This window comes from Mesorhizobium sp. M7A.F.Ca.CA.004.04.2.1, from assembly GCF_004022825.1.
Taxonomy (GTDB): Bacteria; Pseudomonadota; Alphaproteobacteria; order Rhizobiales; family Rhizobiaceae; genus Mesorhizobium.
In genome coordinates this window covers 1-1,894 of sequence record NZ_RZPH01001108.1, presented here as the reverse complement: position 1 = coordinate 1,894, position 1,894 = coordinate 1, and the positions used below count along the sequence as shown (strand labels likewise).

At 62.6% G+C, this 1,894-nt stretch carries 2 protein-coding genes; both read left to right on the top strand.

Annotated features, from left to right (window positions below; all coding sequences use genetic code 11):
- The first annotated feature begins 31 nt into the window (after window positions 1-31).
- Complete coding sequence (locus EN893_RS31815; RefSeq protein WP_348632526.1) at window positions 32-1,015, top strand: helix-turn-helix transcriptional regulator; 984 nt, start codon at window positions 32-34, stop codon at window positions 1,013-1,015.
- A 222-nt stretch (window positions 1,016-1,237) separates the two neighbouring features.
- A partial coding sequence (locus EN893_RS31810) for an outer membrane protein (protein WP_164901292.1) occupies window positions 1,238-1,894 on the top strand: 657 nt, incomplete at its 3' end.

Genomic DNA, 1,894 nt, shown 5'->3' with positions numbered 1-1,894 from the left:
CCCATACGGTGCGTGTCGAAATGAAGACGCGATTGTAGAAAAGGCCGGTTGCCCCTTGCAAAAGAACGTCTTCTCATCGGCGGATCTGCCGCCGCATCTGGATCATCGCGCACGCTTCGCGCTCTGGCAGGACATCCATGTCGCCGAGATATGGTCGGTCGAATACACGATTTCGGAGAGACTGTCGTTCGAAGCCGCGATCGAAGCCACCGCTGTCGGCTCGCTGGTGCTTGGGCAGATGGCCGGGACGATCCGTCATGCCAGCCGCAAGGCGGGCAATATCGCCGCCGACGGTCGCGACGGCTATCTGCTGCTGGTGAACAATGGCGATACGGTGCTCAGCGGCACGCAGATTGGCCGCGATTATCACGTCGGCAAAGGCGAGGCCGCACTGGTCTCGGCTTCGGAAGCGTTGCAGATGACCGGCGGCGACAGCAATGTCTGGGCCAATGTGGTGCTCCCTCGTGCCGTGCTGGAAAATGCCTTCGCTCATATCGAGGATCGGCTGGCGTTGACCGTTGGAGCCGACAATGAGGCGCTCGGCATGCTCAAGCGCTATTGCAGCTTCCTGGAAGCAGGCCCGGCGCTGGTCTCGCCCGACCTCATCGGCCACGCCACCGAAACGATCGTCGACCTGATCGGCCTTGCGACCGGCGCCAAGGGCGAAGCGGCCGAACTGGCGGGCCTGCGCGGCCTGCGCGCGGCAAGGCTGCAAGCCATACTGCAGAAGATGAGGGATAATTTCGCCGATCCCGCCATTTCGGCGCAGGGCGTTGCCGGGCAATTGCGGCTCTCCGTTCGCTATGTCCATGACCTGCTGCAGGAAACCGGGGTGAGCTTTGCCGAGCGCATTCTCGAACTGCGCTTGCAAAGGGCGCATCGCATGCTCCGCGACAGGCACAATGACCGCATGCGGATCAGCGAGATCGCGCTGCTCAGCGGCTTCTCCGACGTCTCCTATTTCAACCGCTGCTTCCGCCGCCGATTCGGCTCGACACCGGGCAGTGCCAGGTAGTCTCGCCGGCCGCCAACCCCGCTGGATACACGACACGCCAATCGACTGAGGCCGAATGGCCACACCAGCCGGGAAAGCGCTGCGATGCTTTCCCCGACAATTCGGGTGCGGCCCAGCCCAAGACGCAGCCAGCGGACAATGCAACACCGGATTTCTCGACAACAGCTGGATCTCCGCAGCTCATTTATGCGGTGGGGAAGCAACATGGGGCAGCAGACAACAATGAAAACTCTTCTTCTCGCAACGGCCTTCATTCTCGCGCCGCTCGGTGTGGCGTGTGCGGCTGATATCAATGAGGTTTCGCCTGTTGCATCCGGCTACGACTGGTCCGGACTCTATGCCGGCGTCGACATCGGCTACGCGGCCGGAAAATCCAATCTGTTCATCGCCGGCGGCGGACTGGGCGGGGCCACCGATCTCAATGTCTCCACCGATCCGAACGGATTTATCGGCGGTGTCCATATCGGCGCCAATTACCAGATGGAGAACAGCTTCGTGATCGGCGCCGAGGCCGACATTGTGTACAGCAATATAGATGGGCTGACGGCCCTCGACGCCGGCGGCGGCGGTGTCACCACGTTGCTCAAGAGCGAACTCAAATGGTCGGGGTCGGCGCGGCTGCGCGCCGGCTATGCTTTCGATCGGACCTTGCCCTACATCACTGCCGGCGTCGCCGCGGCCAAGTATGAACTGATTGCGGTCAGCGCCGGTGGCCCTGCCGCCGAAGTAACGCTCCACAGCGACAGCCATGTCGGCTGGACCGTTGGAGCCGGCATCGAACACGCCTTTACCGACAAGTGGATCGCGCGGGCCGAATACCGCTACTCCGACTTCGGCAGCCAGGACCTCTCGGTGGCAGCCGGTCTGCCTACGGAAACC